General features: G+C 51.5%; 14 protein-coding genes and 1 tRNA gene. 11 read left to right on the top strand and 4 right to left on the bottom strand.

Annotated features, from left to right (window positions below):
• The first annotated feature begins 50 nt into the window (after positions 1-50).
• The 4 genes from dapB (at position 51) to greA (ending at position 5,913) form a co-directional block, all read left to right on the top strand.
• Positions 51-854 carry a 4-hydroxy-tetrahydrodipicolinate reductase gene (gene dapB, locus FHR87_RS11930; protein WP_183166952.1) on the top strand — a complete coding sequence of 268 codons (804 nt, stop codon included), beginning with the start codon at positions 51-53 and terminating at the stop codon, positions 852-854.
• Between the two features lie 195 nt (positions 855-1,049).
• The gene (gene carA / locus FHR87_RS11925; RefSeq protein WP_183166951.1) at positions 1,050-2,186 is read left to right on the top strand and encodes a glutamine-hydrolyzing carbamoyl-phosphate synthase small subunit; all 1,137 of its coding nucleotides are present in this window, start codon (positions 1,050-1,052) and stop codon (positions 2,184-2,186) included.
• A gap of 32 nt (positions 2,187-2,218) precedes the next feature.
• On the top strand, positions 2,219-5,440 hold the full coding sequence (gene carB, locus FHR87_RS11920) for a carbamoyl-phosphate synthase large subunit (RefSeq protein ID WP_183166950.1): 3,222 nt from the start codon (positions 2,219-2,221) through the stop codon (positions 5,438-5,440).
• Entirely contained in the window at positions 5,437-5,913 is a 477-nt protein-coding gene (gene greA / locus FHR87_RS11915) for a transcription elongation factor GreA (protein ID WP_183166949.1), read from the top strand. The genes carB and greA overlap by 4 nt, the downstream gene beginning before the upstream one ends.
• A gap of 205 nt (positions 5,914-6,118) precedes the next feature.
• On the opposite strand, the gene yhbY is transcribed toward greA, so the two are convergent.
• Positions 6,119-6,430, bottom strand: coding sequence for a ribosome assembly RNA-binding protein YhbY (gene yhbY, locus FHR87_RS11910; RefSeq protein ID WP_183167037.1), 312 nt, complete (start codon positions 6,428-6,430; stop codon positions 6,119-6,121).
• Between the two features lie 79 nt (positions 6,431-6,509).
• On the opposite strand from yhbY, the gene rlmE reads away from it, so the two are divergent.
• From rlmE to FHR87_RS11875, 7 genes are all read left to right on the top strand, one after another.
• On the top strand, positions 6,510-7,136 hold the full coding sequence (gene rlmE / locus FHR87_RS11905) for a 23S rRNA (uridine(2552)-2'-O)-methyltransferase RlmE (protein WP_183166948.1): 627 nt from the start codon (positions 6,510-6,512) through the stop codon (positions 7,134-7,136).
• Between the two features lie 237 nt (positions 7,137-7,373).
• Positions 7,374-9,287 carry an ATP-dependent zinc metalloprotease FtsH gene (ftsH, locus tag FHR87_RS11900; RefSeq protein ID WP_338021249.1) on the top strand — a complete coding sequence of 638 codons (1,914 nt, stop codon included), beginning with the start codon at positions 7,374-7,376 and terminating at the stop codon, positions 9,285-9,287.
• A 9-nt stretch (positions 9,288-9,296) separates the two neighbouring features.
• On the top strand, positions 9,297-10,148 hold the full coding sequence (gene folP, locus FHR87_RS11895) for a dihydropteroate synthase (protein WP_183166946.1): 852 nt from the start codon (positions 9,297-9,299) through the stop codon (positions 10,146-10,148).
• 12 nt (positions 10,149-10,160) lie between these two features.
• Complete coding sequence (gene glmM, locus FHR87_RS11890; protein WP_183166945.1) at positions 10,161-11,498, top strand: phosphoglucosamine mutase; 1,338 nt, start codon at positions 10,161-10,163, stop codon at positions 11,496-11,498.
• A 194-nt stretch (positions 11,499-11,692) separates the two neighbouring features.
• The gene (secG, locus tag FHR87_RS11885; protein WP_183166944.1) at positions 11,693-12,070 is read left to right on the top strand and encodes a preprotein translocase subunit SecG; all 378 of its coding nucleotides are present in this window, start codon (positions 11,693-11,695) and stop codon (positions 12,068-12,070) included.
• Positions 12,071-12,086: 16 nt separating this feature from the next.
• A tRNA-Leu gene (locus FHR87_RS11880) sits at positions 12,087-12,172 on the top strand.
• 495 nt (positions 12,173-12,667) lie between these two features.
• Entirely contained in the window at positions 12,668-13,057 is a 390-nt protein-coding gene (locus FHR87_RS11875) for an integrase core domain-containing protein (RefSeq protein WP_183166943.1), read from the top strand.
• Positions 13,058-13,465: 408 nt separating this feature from the next.
• Here FHR87_RS11875 and FHR87_RS11870 read toward each other — a convergent pair whose 3' ends face one another.
• The 3 genes from FHR87_RS11870 to FHR87_RS19225 all read right to left on the bottom strand — a co-directional run.
• Positions 13,466-14,257, bottom strand: a complete 792-nt coding sequence (locus tag FHR87_RS11870; protein ID WP_183166942.1) for an SDR family NAD(P)-dependent oxidoreductase — start codon at positions 14,255-14,257, stop codon at positions 13,466-13,468.
• Between the two features lie 520 nt (positions 14,258-14,777).
• Entirely contained in the window at positions 14,778-15,653 is an 876-nt protein-coding gene (locus FHR87_RS11865) for a helix-turn-helix domain-containing protein (protein WP_183166941.1), read from the bottom strand.
• Positions 15,654-15,826: 173 nt separating this feature from the next.
• On the bottom strand, positions 15,827-15,940 hold a 114-nt coding region (locus FHR87_RS19225), incomplete at its 5' end, for a hypothetical protein (RefSeq protein ID WP_246336022.1).

Here is a 15,940-nt window from a genome sequence, read left to right as displayed (position 1 = left end):
ACGACATGGTGTTGTGTTTGCTGCCGGAGACTCGAGCTTGAGGCTGTTTTATGCAACGTATCGCGATAGCAGGCGCCGCCGGGCGCATGGGAAAGGCCCTTGTCGAAGCGGTGGTTCAGGCTGGCGGTGCTGAACTGGGTGCGGCTGTAGTTCGTCCCGATAGCAGCCTGGTCGGTGCCGATGCCGGCGAGTTGGCTGCCGTTCGGCGGCTTGGTGTGGCGCTGGCTGGTGATCTGGAAGTGGTGTTGGGCGATGTTGATGCTGTGATCGATTTCACGCATCCGAGCGCCACGCTGAAAAATCTGGAAATCTGCCGTAAGGCCGGTAAAGCCATGGTTATCGGTACCACTGGTTTTTCGCCAGCAGAGAAGCAGTTGTTGATCGATGCGGCAAAGGATATCCCCATTGTGTTCGCAGCCAATTTCAGTGTCGGGGTCAATCTGTGCCTGAAATTGCTGGATACCGCTGCACGTGTGTTGGGTGACGAGGCTGATATCGAAATCATTGAGGCGCATCACCGGCACAAGGTAGATGCTCCCTCGGGAACAGCACTTCGCATGGGCGAGGTCGTTGCCCATGCGTTGGGGCGTGACCTGCAGAAAGTGGCCGTGTATGGCCGCGAAGGGCAGACAGGAGCCCGTGTCCGCGAGACCATCGGGTTTGCCACTGTGCGCGCCGGCGATATCGTGGGCGATCACACCGTGCTGTTTGCGGCCGAAGGTGAGCGCGTTGAAATCACGCACAAGGCTTCCAGCCGCATGACCTTTGCCAAGGGTGCAGTGCGTTCTGCTCTTTGGCTTCAGGGAAAATCTGCCGGCTTGTACGATATGCAGGATGTGTTGGAACTTCGCTAGATAGCGGTAGCGAAAATGGAGAGGATAGCCTTGGCTACCGCAGATGGTCTTTCTTCTGTAGAATACCCGCTTTAGTGTGCCCACTAAAATATTACGCAGAATGAAGCTTTCGATAAAAAGCGGGATGACCTTCACACGTCATCCCGCTTTTTTACACTCTGCGTTTGCTGCTGCTTTTGATCTACGGGAGGTCTCTTGATTAAGCCAGCCATTCTCGCCCTTGCCGATGGAAGTATTTTTCGTGGTGAGTCCATCGGCGCTGATGGTCATACCATTGGTGAGGTGGTGTTCAACACCGCCATGACCGGCTATCAGGAAATCCTTACCGATCCCTCTTATGCCAGGCAAATCGTGACTTTGACTTATCCGCATATCGGCAATACCGGCACTACGCCGGAAGATGCCGAATCAGATCGAGTATGGTCAGCCGGTTTGATCATTCGTGATTTGCCGCTTCTGGCCAGCAACTGGCGTAACAAACAATCGCTCGGCGATTACCTGAAAGAAAATGGAACCGTTGCGATTGCCGGTATAGATACGCGCCGGCTCACCCGTATCCTGCGGGAAAAAGGCTCGCAGGACGGCTGTATCCTGGTTGGTAACGATGCCACTGCAGAAAAGGCACTGGAATTGGCGCGCAGCTTCCCAGGTCTGAAAGGCATGGATCTGGCCAAGGAGGTTTCCACCAAGGTGCCTTACGAATGGTGTTCCGGTATCTGGAGTCTCGAAACCGATAGCCATCCGCAAATTCCGGCCAGCCAACTGCCTTATCATGTCGTGGTTTTCGATTATGGGGTCAAGTGGAACATCCTGCGTATGCTGGTAGCGCGTGGTTGTCGCCTTACCGTCGTTCCCGCGCAGACTTCTGCCAATGAAGTACTGGCATTGAAGCCGGATGGTGTAATGCTTTCCAATGGTCCTGGTGATCCCGAACCGTGCGACTATGCCATTCGCGCAATCCAGGAAATCCTGCAAACCGATACGCCGGTATTTGGTATCTGTCTCGGCCACCAATTGCTGGCGCTGGCCTCTGGGGCGAAGACAATCAAGATGGGCCATGGCCATCATGGCGCGAATCATCCGGTTCAGGATCTGGATACCGGTGTCGTGATGATCACCAGCCAGAACCATGGTTTTGCGGTCGAGGAAAGCGCCTTGCCGGCTAATCTGCGGGCGACTCACAAATCGTTGTTCGATGGCACCCTGCAGGGGATTGAACGTACTGACAAGATCGCCTTCAGCTTCCAGGGACATCCTGAGGCCAGCCCGGGCCCGCACGATGTATCGCCACTTTTCGATCGTTTCATCGCGGTCATGGCCACGCGCCGTTAAGACTTTGCCGAGCCCAGATTTCGAGAGACATCATGCCAAAACGTACTGATATCAAGAGTATTCTCATCCTCGGCGCCGGCCCCATAGTCATCGGCCAGGCGTGCGAGTTCGACTATTCCGGCGCTCAAGCCTGCAAGGCCCTGAAAGAGGAAGGATTCCGCGTCATTCTGGTGAACTCCAACCCGGCCACCATCATGACCGATCCGTCCATGGCCGACGCCACCTATATCGAACCGATCAAATGGCAGACCGTGGCCAGGATCATCGAGAAGGAGCGCCCGGATGCTCTGTTGCCGACCATGGGTGGCCAGACGGCCTTGAACTGTGCTCTCGACCTTGAAAAGAATGGGGTATTGCAAGAGTTCGGAGTAGAGATGATTGGTGCCAATGCCGACACCATCGACAAAGCCGAAGATCGTTCCCGGTTCGACAAAGCCATGCGCGAAATCGGTCTGGAGTGCCCTCGCTCTGGCATTGCCCATAGCATGGCGGAAGCCTATGGCGTTTTGGACAAGGTCGGTTTTCCCTGCATCATCCGCCCTTCTTTCACCATGGGCGGGACTGGTGGCGGTATCGCCTACAATCGCGAAGAGTTCGAAGAGATCTGCAACCGGGGGCTCGATTTGTCGCCCACCAAGGAATTGCTGATCGACGAGTCCCTGATTGGCTGGAAGGAATACGAGATGGAGGTTGTCCGTGACAAGAAGGACAACTGCATCATCGTTTGCGCCATCGAGAATTTCGATCCCATGGGCGTACATACTGGCGATTCCATTACCGTCGCCCCGGCGCAAACTCTGACGGACAAGGAATACCAGATCATGCGTAATGCCTCTTTGGCAGTATTGCGCGAGATCGGAGTGGAAACCGGTGGTTCCAACGTTCAGTTCGGTATCAATCCCGATGATGGTCGGATGGTCGTGATCGAAATGAACCCGCGTGTTTCGCGCTCATCGGCGCTAGCCTCAAAGGCTACCGGTTTCCCGATAGCCAAGATCGCCGCCAAACTGGCCGTGGGGTATAGCCTCGATGAGCTGTTAAACGACATTACCGGAGGTCGGACTCCGGCATCCTTCGAGCCATCGATCGATTATGTCGTTACCAAGATTCCACGCTTTGCTTTCGAGAAGTTTCCCAAAGCCGATGCACGCCTGACGACCCAGATGAAATCCGTGGGTGAAGTAATGGCGATCGGGCGAACATTCCAAGAGTCCGTGCAGAAAGCCTTGCGTGGTCTGGAGGTCGGCGCGACTGGCTTCGATCCGAAGCTGAACATGGACGATGCCGAAGCCGATAGCCGCCTCAAGCGCGAACTGACGGTCCCGGGTGCTGAACGCATCTGGTACGTCGCGGATGCTTTCCGCGCCGGTAGGAGCTTGGAAAATATCTTCGGCATGACCAAGATCGACCCGTGGTTCCTGGTCCAGATCGAGGATCTGGTGAAAGAGGAAGAGCGAGTCAAGACTCTGGGGCTATCGAGTATCGATGCAGAGCTGATGCGCCGCTTGAAGCGCAAGGGCTTTTCCGATGCACGCTTGGCCAGGTTGTTGGGGGTAACCGAGAAAAACTTGCGTAGCCATCGCCACAAGCTCAAGGTCTTGCCGGTTTACAAGCGTGTCGATACCTGTGCTGCCGAGTTCGCTACCGATACGGCCTACCTGTATTCCACCTATGAAGAAGAGTGTGAGGCCAAGCCTTCGAACCGAGACAAGATCATGATCCTCGGCGGTGGGCCGAATCGCATTGGTCAAGGTATCGAGTTCGATTATTGCTGCGTTCATGCAGCTCTGGCCATGCGCGAAGATGGTTACGAAACCATCATGGTCAATTGCAACCCGGAAACGGTTTCGACCGATTACGACACCTCCGACCGGCTGTATTTCGAACCCGTGACGCTGGAAGATGTGCTGGAAATTGTGCGGGTCGAGCAGCCCAAGGGTGTGATCGTCCAGTATGGCGGACAGACTCCTCTGAAAATCTGTCGTGCCCTGGAAGAGGCGGGTGTGCCGATCATCGGTACCAGTCCGGACTCGATCGACCGTGCCGAGGACCGGGAGCGTTTCCAGCAAATGGTTCAGCGCCTGGGTTTGCTCCAGCCGGCAAACGCCACTGCGCGTAGCGAAGACGAAGCCATCATCGCTTCCAAGACTATTGGCTATCCTTTGGTCGTTCGGCCTTCCTATGTGCTTGGCGGAAGAGCCATGGAAATCGTTTATGACGAAGATGAACTCAAGCGCTATATGCGCGAGGCGGTTCAGGTTTCCAATGATAGCCCAGTGTTGCTCGATCACTTCCTGAACTGTGCCACCGAAGTGGACATCGATGCCATCTGCGACGGAGAACAAGTCGTCATTGGCGGGATGATGCAGCATATCGAGCAGGCGGGTGTTCACTCGGGGGATTCGGCCTGTTCTCTGCCACCTTATTCGCTGCCTCGGCATGCGCAGGATGTCATTCGTGAGCAAGTCGGGAAAATGGCCCTCGAGCTTGGTGTCGTCGGCCTGATGAACGTGCAGATGGCTGTACAAGGCGATGATATCTATGTTCTGGAGGTAAATCCGCGCGCCTCGCGTACCGTGCCTTTTGTCTCCAAGTGCATCGGTGTATCACTGGCCAAGATCGCAGCCCGTATCATGGCTGGCAAGACGCTGAAGGAAGTTGGTTGCGAGCATGAGCTGATTCCCGGCTATTTCAGCGTCAAGGAGGCCGTCTTCCCCTTCGCTAAATTCCCCGGTGTCGATCCAATTCTTGGGCCGGAAATGAAGTCAACAGGGGAGGTCATGGGCCTGGGCGACAGCTTTGCCGAAGCCTATGCCAAGGCGCAGCTGGGGGCTGGTGAGATTCTACCGACCAGTGGTTATGCCTTCCTCAGCGTGAGAGAGGATGACAAGCCACAGGTTCCCGAGGTCGCTCGCCGTCTCATCGATCTGGGTTTCGAAATGGTGGCCACTAGTGGAACTGCCAGATTGATCGAAGCTGCGGGCCTGCCGGTTCGTCGAGTCAACAAAGTGACTGAAGGTCGTCCGCATGTGGTCGATATGATCAAGAATGACGAGGTCACCTTGATTATCAATACTACCGAAGGACGGCAATCGATTGCCGATTCCTACTCTATTCGCCGCAATGCCCTGCAGCACAAGGTTTATTGCACCACAACCCTGACAGGAGCCTTGGCTATCTGTGAGGCGTTGAAGTTCGGTCCCGAAAAAGCTGTACGCCGACTGCAGGATTTACACGCAGGAGTCAATTCATGACCAAGTTTCCCATGACTGTCCAGGGCGCTCAGGCTCTGGAAGAGGAGCTCAAGCATCTGAAAAGTGTGCTGCGTCCGCAGATTATCCAAGCTATCGCCGAAGCCAGAGAGTTGGGTGATTTGAAGGAAAACGCCGAGTACCATGCCGCCCGTGAACAGCAAGGTATGGTTGAAGCTCGTATCCGTGATATCGAAGGGCGCCTGCAGAATGCTCAAATAATTGACATAGCCAGCATCCCTCAGACTGGTAAAGTCATTTTTGGCGTTACTGTTGATATCGCCAATGTCGAAACGGACGAAACGGTTACCTATCAGATCGTTGGCGATGATGAAGCCGATATCAAGCAAGGCAAGCTTTCTGTCAGTTCGCCTATCGCTCGTGCCTTGGTTGGCAAGGAAGAGGGTGAGGTCGCTGTAGTCAAGACGCCGAGCGGCATCGTTGAATATGAAATCGTCGAAATTCGCCATATTTGAGCGGCTTCAGAGCAAATAATGTTGTCAATCGCCCTTTGCAAGAGACAGCATTATTTGCTTCAGTAACGACTGCGGTTTCCGGTGACACCGACGGAATATAGCTCGTTATCCAGACCGGATTCCGCATCGATTTGAGCATCATTGCCCATGTAGAAACGCATGGACTCAGTCGAAATGACGTTAGGTTAGCGTAAGGATTCGGCGCTCAGAATGAATGCCGGTGGATATTGGAAAGCTGTTTGTTGGCCTTGGGGTTTTTGCGATAAACAAGAGCAATCTTGCCGATAACCTGAATAAGCTGACAATTTCCACCATGACAGAGCTCATCTATCAGCGCCCGGCGTTCTTCTCGTTCCGATAGGCGAAGTTGAACCTTTATCAACTCATGATCGGTAAGCGCCCGATCCAGCTCGGCGAGTACTCCAGCGCTCAAACCGCCTTCGGCAATAATCACTACAGGCTTCAAGTGATGGCCAATAGTTCTGAAGTGTTTTTTCTGCTCGTTGGAGAGCGACATATTCAACCCTTGCATCGTGTTCGAGAAAAGCGTTCCAGTGTAACCGAGCAGTTCAGGATCGCACAGATGAGGTAATAACTTGGCTCGCTCTAAAACCAGTCAGCGTTGGCTGAAAGAACACTTCGACGATCCTTATGTAAAAATGGCTCAAAAGGACGGTTATCGTTCGCGAGCCAGTTATAAGTTGCTGGAACTGCAGGAAAAAGATCGCTTGTTACGCCCGGGTATGACGGTGGTGGATCTCGGTTCTGCTCCTGGTGGGTGGTCGCAGGTAACCAGCCGACTGATCGGCGACCGGGGACGCTTGATCGCTTCCGATATTCTGCCGATGGATAGCATCCCCGATGTAACCTTTATCCAAGGCGATTTTACTGAAGATTCAGTCTTTAGTTGTATCCTCGAAGCAACAGGCAATACGCCAGTAGATCTTGTGATTTCAGATATGGCCCCCAATATGAGTGGAGTCAAAGCTGCCGATCAGCCACGAGCCATGTTTCTATGTGAGCTGGCTCTGGATCTGGCCACGCGAGTGCTGCGGCCAGGCGGAGACTTTTTGATCAAGGTTTTTCACGGTGAAGGATTCGATACTTATCTCAAGGATGTTCGGTATCGTTTCGACAAGGTGTACATGCGTAAACCTCTTTCTTCACGTGATCGATCCAGGGAGCAGTATCTGTTGGCAAGAGGGCTCAAGAGGCCTGGCTAGTAAAATTTGGATTTTGCTTCTAGTTGCGTAAGGATGGAGCAGGCGAAACGGTTGAAAAATATTGGCAAGGCTGTTGTCTATTAGGAAAGGCTTCGATTGAGCCTAACAACAGGTTACAGACGATCTATGAGTAACCTCTTGGATTGTGGTAGTAAACTTAGACTAAAAGTTAAAACATCGGCCGTCATGCAGGCTCTGCTGGCAGGGTTTGCTCGAGAGGGTAGTTAATTGAACGACATGGCAAAAAACCTGATCTTGTGGTTGATCATCGCAGCCGTACTGGTCACGGTGATGAACAATTTTTCCAGCCCGACCGAGCCACAAACGCTCAACTATTCCGAATTCATCGAGCAGGTCAAGGAAGGCCGAGTCGAGCGTGTGACGGTCGACGGTTTCGTCATTACGGGCCGGCGTACCGATGGCGAGCCGTTCAAGACCATTCGTCCCGCCATTCAGGATGGTGGGCTTATCGGTGACTTGATAAACAACAATGTCGAGATCGAAGGCAAGCAACCGGAGCAGCAAAGTATCTGGACGCAGTTGTTGGTCGCCAGCTTCCCGATTCTGGTCATTATCGCCGTGTTCATGTTCTTCATGCGCCAGATGCAGGGCGGTGTCGGTGGCAAAGGTGGGCCGATGAGCTTTGGCAAGAGTAAGGCCCGCTTGCTGTCCGAGGATCAGGTCAAGACGAGCTTTGCGGATGTGGCAGGTTGTGACGAAGCCAAGGAAGAGGTTAGCGAACTGGTGGAGTTTCTGCGCGATCCTGGCAAATTCCAGCGGCTAGGCGGTCGTATTCCGCGTGGTGTGTTGATGGTTGGCCCTCCCGGTACCGGTAAGACCTTGTTGGCAAAAGCCATCGCTGGAGAAGCCAAGGTCCCGTTTTTTACTATTTCCGGTTCGGATTTCGTTGAGATGTTCGTCGGTGTGGGTGCTTCCCGGGTCCGCGATATGTTCGATCAAGCCAAGAAACATGCTCCCTGCATCATCTTCATTGATGAAATCGATGCGGTCGGTCGTCATCGTGGCGCTGGACTGGGTGGCGGACACGATGAGCGCGAGCAGACCCTTAACCAGTTGCTGGTTGAAATGGATGGTTTCGAAATGAACGATGGGATCATCGTCATTGCTGCTACCAACCGTCCGGATGTACTGGACCCTGCTCTGCTTCGTCCCGGTCGTTTCGATCGCCAGGTCGTGGTCGGGTTGCCGGATATCCGTGGGCGCGAACAGATCCTCAAAGTGCATATGCGCAAGGTTCCGGTTGGCGATAATGTGGTTCCAGGCGTTATTGCGCGCGGCACTCCCGGTTTTTCCGGTGCAGACTTGGCCAATCTGGTCAACGAAGCCTCGCTTTTCTCCGCCAGGGCCAACAAGCGTGTGGTGGAAATGCGGGAATTCGAATTGGCAAAAGACAAGATCATGATGGGCGCTGAGCGTAAATCGATGGTGATGTCTGAAAAGGAAAAGCTCAATACTGCTTATCACGAAGCCGGCCATGCCATTGTCGGGCGAATGGTTCCCGAGCATGATCCAGTCTATAAGATCTCGATCATTCCTCGTGGGCGAGCCTTGGGTGTAACCATGTTCTTGCCGGAAGAAGATCGTTACAGCCTTTCCAAGCGCGCTTTGGTCAGCCAGATTTGCTCATTGTTCGGGGGCCGTATTGCCGAAGAAATGACATTGGGCTTTGAGGGCGTTACGACTGGCGCATCAAACGACATCATGCGAGCTACTCAGATCGCCCGGAACATGGTGACGAAATGGGGATTGTCCGAAAAACTGGGTCCGTTGATGTATGCGGAAGAAGAAGGTGAAGTCTTCCTGGGACGTAGTGCAGGTTCTCAATCCGCAAACGTATCGGTAGATACTGTAAAACTGATCGATCTGGAAGTACGAAGCATCATCGATCACTGTTACTCGACTGCCAAAGGTATCCTCACAGAGAACCGCAGCAAGCTCGACGCGATGGCGCAAGCTTTGATGAAATACGAGACCATCGATTCTGAACAGATCGATGACATCATGGCTGGACGTACTCCAAGAGAGCCTCGGGATTGGCAGGATGGTTCCGGTACTTCTGGTTCTCCTCCCATGCAAGCAGATGGTGGTAGACCCGAAACGCCTATTGGTGGTCCGGCAGGAGAGCATTAAGAGATTCGCATGGACTTGACGCTCGCTTCTGGAACCCGGCTGCCGTGTGGTAGCCGGGTTCTTGATTTATCGCATCCGCATGTGATGGGTATTCTCAACGTAACGCCGGACTCTTTTTCCGACGGCGGTCGTTTTACTGATTTGGCTGTAGCTCTGTCTCACGCGGAGGCTATGGTAAAAGCAGGGGCAACACTGATCGATGTAGGAGGGGAGTCCACGCGCCCGGGGGCCGAACCGGTCTCATCACTCGAAGAACTGGAGCGCGTTGCTCCTGTTATCGAAGCCATTTCCAGCGAGTTGGACGTGATCGTTTCGGTAGATACTTCCACCCCATCGGTAATCCGCGAAGCTGCCCGCCTTGGTGCTGGACTGATCAACGATGTGAGAGCCTTGACTCGAGACGGTGCCCTGGCGGCTGCGATGCAGAGCGGTTTGCCGGTATGCCTGATGCACATGAATGGCGAGCCAAGAGTGATGCAGCAATCTCCCTGCTATGAAAATGTACTCGAAGATGTACAAGATTTCTTAAGCGAGCGGATACAAACCTGTATTCAAGCTGGTATGGATAAAAGCCGCATCCTGATCGATCCTGGGTTCGGGTTTGGCAAAAGCCTTGCTCACAATTTGACTCTTTTCAAACATATGCAAGAGCTTCATTCATTAGGATGCCCTCTACTGGTCGGCGTTTCCCGCAAGGGCATGATCGGCCAGGTATTGGCCAAAGAGGTGGACGAACGCTTGTATGGTAGCCTTGCCTTGGCCGCAGTAGCGGTCTTCAATGGCGCGCATATTCTTCGAGTACACGATGTAGCTGAAACGGTCGATGTGGTTCGCATGATCGCCGCAGTCAAACAAGCTTAATAGGAAGTTACAGTGAGCAGAAAGTATTTTGGTACCGATGGCATTCGTGGCCGCGTCGGACATTATCCGATCACTCCGGATTTCTTGCTCAAGCTCGGTTGGGCTGCTGGAAAAGCTTTCCATAAGCAAGGTAGATGCCGCATTTTGGTCGGCAAAGATACGCGAATTTCTGGCTATATGTTCGAGTCAGCTCTTCAGGCAGGCCTTTCGGCGGCAGGGGCCAATGTTCTTCTGCTCGGCCCTATGCCTACGCCGGCAGTCGCCTATCTGACCCGAACATTTCATGCAGACGCCGGCATCGTCATAAGTGCTTCCCACAATCCCCATTACGATAATGGAATCAAGTTTTTCTCTGGTCGTGGGACCAAGCTTCCCGATGATATCGAGCTTGAAATAGAGCGCTTGATCGATGCTCCCATGACTGTTGTGGAGTCGGAGGATCTTGGAAAAGCATCACGCATCAATGATGCAGCCGGTCGTTATATCGAATTTTGCAAGAGCAGCGTACCAACCAGTACGGATTTTTCCGGATTGAGAGTAGTGCTGGATTGTGCTCATGGTGCGACCTACAAGGTTGCACCCAATGTATTTCGCGAACTGGGGGCCGATGTTCTAGCGACGGCTGTGCAGCCCGATGGGCTCAATATCAATGCAAACGTGGGTTCGACCCATGTTACCCAGTTGCAAAAAGCGGTAGTCGAGAATCGTGCAGACTTGGGGATCGCTTTCGATGGTGATGGCGATCGGGTAATGATGGTGGATCATGCCGGAGCAGTTGTTGATGGTGACGAACTGCTTTATATCATTGCCACCGACCTCCAGGATCGTGGTCTTTTGGCCGGTGGAGTTGTGGGAACCCTGATGAGTAACCTGGGCTTGGAGTTGGCCCTAAAAGAACGGGATATACCTTTTATACGCGCCAAAGTCGGTGATCGCTATGTCATATCGGAGATGCATGAGCGAGGCTGGATTCTGGGGGGAGAAAACTCAGGTCATATTGTTTGTGCCCAGCATACGACTACGGGGGATGCCATTATTGCTGCCCTCCAGGTTGTCAAGGCATTGCATCGAAAAGGACGAAGCTTGGCTGAAGAGCGGCAGACTTGGAAAAAATTTCCTCAGGCCCTGATCAATGTACGTTTTGCTGGTAGCATTGATCCTATTTCCCACGCTGATGTAAAGGCTGCTTGTGATCGTATTACCGAGCGCATGGCTGGTCATGGGCGTGTCCTGTTGCGCAAATCTGGAACCGAGCCGCTAGTCAGGGTCATGGTTGAAGGAGATGATGAATCAATGGTTAATGCTTATGCAAAAGAGCTCGCAGAAATGGTTACGGCAGTTTGTGCTTGATTAAGCTTGCCAGTCATTGTTTGCTCAAGTAACATCTGCGCCCACTTTAGATGGACTGAAGCGGATCAGTAAGTATCTTGAATTGTTCAGGATACAAAGCGAATCCAGATGCTGAGATAGAATTCAGTGGGGCGCAGAGCATCGTTGTATACAGATAAGCCTGATTCAATCTGTTGTTCCGCCGGGAAATTTAGATGTATAAAGACGTCGTTATCGTAGTGCATTTACTGGTTGCCCTTGGGGTAATCGTATTGGTACTGCTACAGCAAGGTAAGGGTGCTGATGCTGGTGCCTCGTTTGGGTCTGGCGCCTCAGCAACCGTATTCGGAAGCCAGGGAGCATCTACCTTCCTGAGTCGGCTTACCGCTATTCTCACTGCTGTTTTTTTTGTAACCAGCTTGGGGTTGGCTTATTTTGCCAGACATGAGGCTGACGAAGTTTCAAAAGCAGGCTTGCCTGACCCAGCTGTTTTAGAGACTCCGGCAAACAAGCCGATATCGAATGATGTACCTGTAATTGACGGTTCGAAAAGTGTTCCTGCAGGCGATATTCCTCAATCTCCTGCCAAGTGATTTTCAGTTTGTCTTTGCCGAGGTGGTGGAATTGGTAGACACGCTACCTTGAGGTGGTAGTGGCCATAGGCTGTAGGGGTTCGAGTCCCCTCCTCGGTACCAAAATAGCTTTCCTGAGTACTCCAAAGTTGATAGGGGTATACTGGAAAGGCAGAGAAACCGGCCTTCTAGCCGGTTTTTTTGTGCCTGAGCTCTCCGCCTGGATACCCTATGATTTAGGAGTATATTTAGGGATATACCGGTTCGATATGAAAAAGTACCCCTATGGCAAGGACTGTCACCCCACTGACTTCCAAATGCGAGGCAGCCAAGTCTCGCGACAAGGGTTACAAGTTGTTCGGCGGGCAAGGCTGTTCCTGCTGGTGACGGATCTGTCTAAAACTACCAAACTACATTCACCTGGCGACCCGCCAGTCTGGCATCGGGTGTGTTGCGATATGGGTTTGAACTTGCCACGGTGATGTAAGAAGCGTTTGCCGGGTCAGCCACGGCAACTGCTGGACTTGGCCAGCGAACCGAATCGAATCGAATCGCTGCTGGGCGATGGACTTCATGCACGACGCTCTATATTGCGGCCGGCGTTTGCGGACACTAAACATGATCGAAGAGAGTTGGGTTCATCGATTTCTTCGGCGTGGCGTCTTAACTCGCTTGATCGACTGCTATGGTGCACCCGATGCCATACGGCTGGACAACGGATTGGAGATGGTCTCGCAGGCGTTCACCGAGTGGGCTGTGGCCAAAGGCATAGCCATCCGAGATATCCAACCAGGCAAGCCGAACCAAAATGCCTTCATCAAGCACTTCAACCGGACCTATCGAACTGAAGTGCTCGATATCGACTTGTTTGCCAACCTCGAACAGGTCCACGTCATCACTGATCAGCGGCTGGTCGACTACAACGAATACCGGCCGCGTGAAGCGCTGGGCGGCATCCCGCCGATTCAGTTCATGCCTCGGCTAAACTTGGCTCCCAATATCGACTAGGCACTGTCTACTTGACAGGGGTGGCTACGTTCGCATGCGTCGCCATTCCAATGTGGCGGTGTACTAGGTTGATAACTACGAGGCACACCCGTTTTGATGCAGGGGCCGAGGTGTTGCCAGCCTCAGCCTGACCCTGCAGTTGCACAGTACAAGAGCATCCTTTCAGAGTTGAATGATGACGTGAACGGCTCAGCGGCCTGGCGAAGAACCTGATTAAAAAATGGCATTCTCAATGCCAACAAATTTTTTAGGATCGACAGGGGCAACTCTTATCGTGTCACGGAGCACCAGCTTCAAATAGGCACTGAATAGATTTAGGCAAGCCAAACACTCATCACTGATCAGTATTGCAAATCGGGGGTGACCATAGCTTTTTTAAAGCTGGGCTTTTGTAAGTGTAAGTAATGTTTAAACGGTTTTTAGCATGCCTCCATCGACATAATAAGCTGAGCCGCTTGAATAGCTGGCCCGTGCGGAACAGAGGAATACGAAGAAGTCAGCTATTTCTTTAGGAGAGGCGAAACGCTTTATGGGCGCATGCTCCTCGGCTACGCCGTTCAGATAGGCCTGCCAATCCCCACCCGATTTTTCAGTCAACTCCTTGGCGGTCTTGATCCAATCAGGAGTCAAGACCAATCCCGGATTTACTGTATTGACACGGATATTGTGATCAATTGCTTCGTGTGCCAGTACTTTAGAAAACATCATCAGTGCGGCTTTGGTAACGTTATAGATCGGCTCATACCAGAGCGGCTGGGCTGCACAGATAGATGCGTTATGCAAGATTACACCGCCGCCGCGTCGCTTCATTGTCGGCATGAACCCCCGTGCCAGGCGCACTGCTGCCATCACGTGAAGTTCCCAATAAAGCTGCCACTTTTCGTCTGTTGCCTCTGCAATGGTCTCGTTACTGCCGGTACCAGCGTTATTTATTAGTATATCTATACCGCCAAAACGCTCTTCCACAAGCCGTACAGTTTCCTTTACATCACTAGCGCTGGCTATATTCACAGCAATACCAAGCGTCTTGATTTTATAATAGTCAGCTATACGGGCCGCCTCTTGGTCAAGGCGTTCTTTATTACGTGCAACCAACACCAGATTGACTCCTTCGGCAGCCAACCCTTCAGCAATTGCCAGGCCGATACCGACGCTAGCTCCTGTAATCAGTGCAGTTTTACCATCAAGTTCGAGGTTCATATGATTTTCCTTGTTTTAAGATGGGTTATAGTCAGATATATCAGTTAAATGGTCTTTGAGTGGAAACCGTTAGTGGCTTTTTCGTATGTCATAGGGATATCAATAGAAGCAGCAGATAGTTGTGATATAAAAAAGATCCTGAATAAAAATCTGTAGTGATATTTTTATTATTAAATAACAAGCCAGTAATTATGCGATTTATAGGGGATGTGATCTGGTAAAAATGGAGATTTTTCAGAGTTTTCTTAATGCTAATAATACTTTAAATGATAAAAAACATAAAAATATGGAAATATAAATTTATATGTCTCATGGAATGTTTCCTTAAATTTATTTTAGTTATTTTGGCTGGTAATGATAAGGATCTCCTTTTTTGCAATTAATGGATAATATAATGCATTTTTAAGAAGTTCAAAGATAGCTGAAAAATGGCATATTGTAATACAATAGTGGCGTTTGCAGCTTGAAACTAATCCAGTTGCACCAGAATAAGAATGGCTTTATTTATGAAGCATAAAAATCAGTGAAAATGATGAATATGAGCAAGACGAAAAGCTCGAGGTGTCATTCCTTTCTGTGCAAGAAATTGTCGATTGAAAAGTGCTAGAGAGGAATAACCGACAGTTTCCGCAATAGCGGATATAGATAGAGTTTCTTGCAGTAACAAGGTGCAAGCCCTACCGATCCGCAGTCGAGATATATAATCAAGAGTTGTTCTTCGTGTATGACGGCGAAACATGCGATGAAAGGCCGATATACTGATACATGCCATTTCGGCAAGATCCGGGATGGCGATAGGCTCGGCATAATGAATATGTAGATATTCCAACACCCGATGCATCCGAAGGTCTTCGCTTGGCAACCTGTCTGTCAGGCAGGCTGGTATGGTTATTAAACGTTCGGCACTAGAGTCGCGTCCAATTCGCTGTAAGATATCCAACAATAAAATCAGGCGACCCGTGGTATCTCTATCTATCATTGCCTCTATAAGCGGACGTACCTCACGTTGTGTAGCGCTTCCAAAGCGAATGGCCTGCTGGTGCAACGTAACCATTAAAGAACGCACGGCCTGCATTTCAGGAAAAAGATCAACTACGGATGAAATCCATGCACTAGTGAACCAAATCACCAGAGCAATATGTGGTTGTCCAGAGTTAATACGCTCACTCGAACACCAGCCATGCGGCACATGCGGGCCAATCAGGATAAGGTCATCATCATCAAACCATTCGATATTATCACCAATATAGCGATGACCGCGGCTGTTAAGCGTAAGAGTCAACTCGAATTCTGGATGGTGGTGCCACTCGAAAGGAATGCTTTCGTCGAGCCTGCGATTTAAAAACGTTAGCGACGATTCACTATCAGGTAAGACCTTTTCGAAATTAGGTTTCATCCTCAACGCTACCGTTGTACTTTTCAATACAGTTAACTTATAGAGCTGCGTCGTTAGGTGATGCTGAGAGTGCTTATGCGGTTATGCTGTCCCTGCATCTGCTAAAGTGCCAGATAAGTAAGCTGACGCTTTAGCATGAGCATAGTAATTACGATCATTTCAGCCAAACTATATTAGCCGCGGTGCCGACCACGGAAATGATCGATCAGCCCCTGGGTCGAGGAATCCTCGGCCGGCTCTGCCTCGTAGCTGGTCAGGCGGTTGTAGACGTTCTTGCCCAGCTCCTT

Source organism: Azomonas macrocytogenes, assembly GCF_014191985.1.
Taxonomy (GTDB): domain Bacteria; phylum Pseudomonadota; class Gammaproteobacteria; order Pseudomonadales; family Pseudomonadaceae; genus Azomonas; species Azomonas macrocytogenes.
The sequence above is the reverse complement of the archived record's forward strand: the minus strand, read 5'-3'. Positions and strand labels throughout refer to the sequence as shown.

Bases quoted from the DNA above. Each gene is read 5' to 3' on its own strand.
- dapB (WP_183166952.1), top strand. From the start codon at position 51: ATGCAACGTATCGCGATAGCAGGCGCCGCCGGGCGCATGGGAAAGGCC.
- carB (WP_183166950.1), top strand. From the start codon at position 2,219: ATGCCAAAACGTACTGATATCAAGAGTATTCTCATCCTCGGCGCCGGC.
- greA (WP_183166949.1), top strand. From the start codon at position 5,437: ATGACCAAGTTTCCCATGACTGTCCAGGGCGCTCAGGCTCTGGAAGAG.
- yhbY (WP_183167037.1), bottom strand. From the start codon at position 6,430: ATGTCGCTCTCCAACGAGCAGAAAAAACACTTCAGAACTATTGGCCAT.
- ftsH (WP_338021249.1), top strand. From the start codon at position 7,374: ATGGCAAAAAACCTGATCTTGTGGTTGATCATCGCAGCCGTACTGGTC.
- folP (WP_183166946.1), top strand. From the start codon at position 9,297: ATGGACTTGACGCTCGCTTCTGGAACCCGGCTGCCGTGTGGTAGCCGG.
- secG (WP_183166944.1), top strand. From the start codon at position 11,693: ATGTATAAAGACGTCGTTATCGTAGTGCATTTACTGGTTGCCCTTGGG.
- FHR87_RS11875 (WP_183166943.1), top strand. From the start codon at position 12,668: ATGATCGAAGAGAGTTGGGTTCATCGATTTCTTCGGCGTGGCGTCTTA.
- FHR87_RS11870 (WP_183166942.1), bottom strand. From the start codon at position 14,257: ATGAACCTCGAACTTGATGGTAAAACTGCACTGATTACAGGAGCTAGC.
- FHR87_RS11865 (WP_183166941.1), bottom strand. From the start codon at position 15,653: ATGAAACCTAATTTCGAAAAGGTCTTACCTGATAGTGAATCGTCGCTA.